This is a genomic window from Trebonia sp. (genome assembly GCF_049794275.1).
In the GTDB taxonomy this organism is placed as follows: Bacteria; Actinomycetota; Actinomycetes; order Streptosporangiales; family Streptosporangiaceae; genus Trebonia.
The window spans coordinates 1-1,721 of record NZ_JBARCR010000024.1; the positions used below are offsets into that span (position 1 = coordinate 1).

At 70.7% G+C, this 1,721-nt stretch carries 3 protein-coding genes; all 3 read left to right on the forward strand.

The genetic code is table 11. The features are described from left to right. On the forward strand, nucleotides 1-663 hold a 663-nt coding region (locus WA805_RS00555), incomplete at its 5' end, for a sensor histidine kinase (protein ID WP_425241389.1). Beyond that, nucleotides 660-1,406, forward strand: a complete 747-nt coding sequence (locus WA805_RS00560) for a response regulator (RefSeq protein WP_422286011.1) — start codon at nucleotides 660-662, stop codon at nucleotides 1,404-1,406. The genes WA805_RS00555 and WA805_RS00560, both read left to right, overlap by 4 nt. Nucleotides 1,407-1,447: 41 nt before the next feature. After that, a partial coding sequence (locus WA805_RS00565; protein ID WP_425241390.1) for an inorganic phosphate transporter occupies nucleotides 1,448-1,721 on the forward strand: 274 nt, incomplete at its 3' end.

Below are 1,721 nucleotides of genomic sequence, written 5' to 3' on the forward strand. Positions count from 1 at the left end.
AGCCATGACCTGCGCACCCCGCTCGCCTCGGCCAAGGCGGCGGTCACGTCGCTGCGGTCCCCCGACGTGCGCTGGGACGCCGCCGACAGCGAGGAGCTGCTCGCCACCGCCGACGAGTCCCTGGACCGGCTTACCCACCTGGTGGAGAACCTGCTGGACATGAGCAGGCTACAGGCGGGCGCGCTGTCGCTGTTCCCGCGCCCGACCGGTCTGGACGAGATCGTCGCCCGCGCGCTCGACAACCTCGAGCCGCTCGGCCGCGACGTCATGGTGGACATCCCCGAGTCGCTGCCCGCGGTGCAGGCGGACCCCGCCATCCTGGAGCGCGTGGTGGTGAACCTCATCGAGAACGCGCTGCGCTACTCCCCCGCGGGCAAGCCCCCGCTGCTCGCCGCCAGCGCGCTCGGCGACCACGTGGAGCTGCGCGTCGTCGACCGCGGGCCCGGCATACCCGAATCGGACCGGGAGCGGATGTTCGTCCCCTTCCAGCGGCTGGGCGACACGGACAACACCACCGGCGTCGGGCTGGGGCTCGCGCTCTCGCTCGGGCTCACCGAGGCCATGGGAGGTACGCTCACCGCCGAGGACACGCCGGGGGGAGGGCTCACGATGACCGTGTCGCTTCCCGCCGCGCCAGGCGACGAGGGGGTGTGGCGGCCATGACACGAGTGCTCGTTGTCGACGACGAGCCGCAGATCCTGCGCGCGCTGCGGATCAACCTGCGAGTGCGGCAGTACGACGTGTACACCGCGGCGACCGGCGCGCAGGCGCTGGAAGAAGCCGCCGCCCACCCGCCGGACCTGGTGATCCTCGACCTCGGGCTGCCCGACATGGACGGCGTGGACGTGATCGGCGGGCTGCGCGGCTGGACGGCCGCGCCCATCATCGTGCTGTCCGGGCGGGCCGACTCCACCGACAAGGTGGAAGCGCTCGACGCCGGGGCGGACGACTACGTGACCAAGCCGTTCGGCGTGGCAGAGCTGCTGGCCAGGATGCGGGCCGCAGTGCGCCGCACGCCGGCCGCCGACGAGCCGCCGCGGGTGCAACTCGGTGACCTCACCGTCGACCTCGGCGCCAAGCGCGTCACCAGGGACCTCGACGGCCAGGACCAGGGCGGCACCGACATCAGGCTGACGCCCACCGAATGGCACCTGCTCGAAGTGCTGCTGCGCAACCCGGGCAAGCTGCTCAGCCAGAAGCAGCTGCTGCGCGACGTGTGGGGTCCCGGCTACGACAACGCGGGCGGCAACCTGCGGCTGTACATGGCGCAGCTGCGGCGCAAGCTCGAACCCGACCCCGCGCGGCCCCGGTGGCTGATCACCGAGCCCGGCATGGGATACCGGTTCCAGCCGCCCGAACGTTCGTCGCCTGCCGTTAACCAACTGTTAGCCCGCTGGACCATGTGACTTTCTTCAGAACTTACTAACCGAGATTTACCGTCGCCATTGTGAGAAACGACACCGTGCTCGTGCTGGTGGTCTTGACGGCACTTGCTTTCGACTTCACGAACGGCTTCCACGACACGGGCAACGCGATGGCGACCTCGATCGCGACCGGGGCGCTGGGGCCGCGGACCGCGGTGGCGATCTCGGGCGCGCTCAACTTCGTCGGCGCGTTCTTGTCCCTGGCCGTGGCGGCTACCATCGCCAACGGCCTCGTCAACACCGCGGATGTGACGCTCGCCGTGGTGGCGGCCGGACTGGCCGGCGGCATCATCTGGA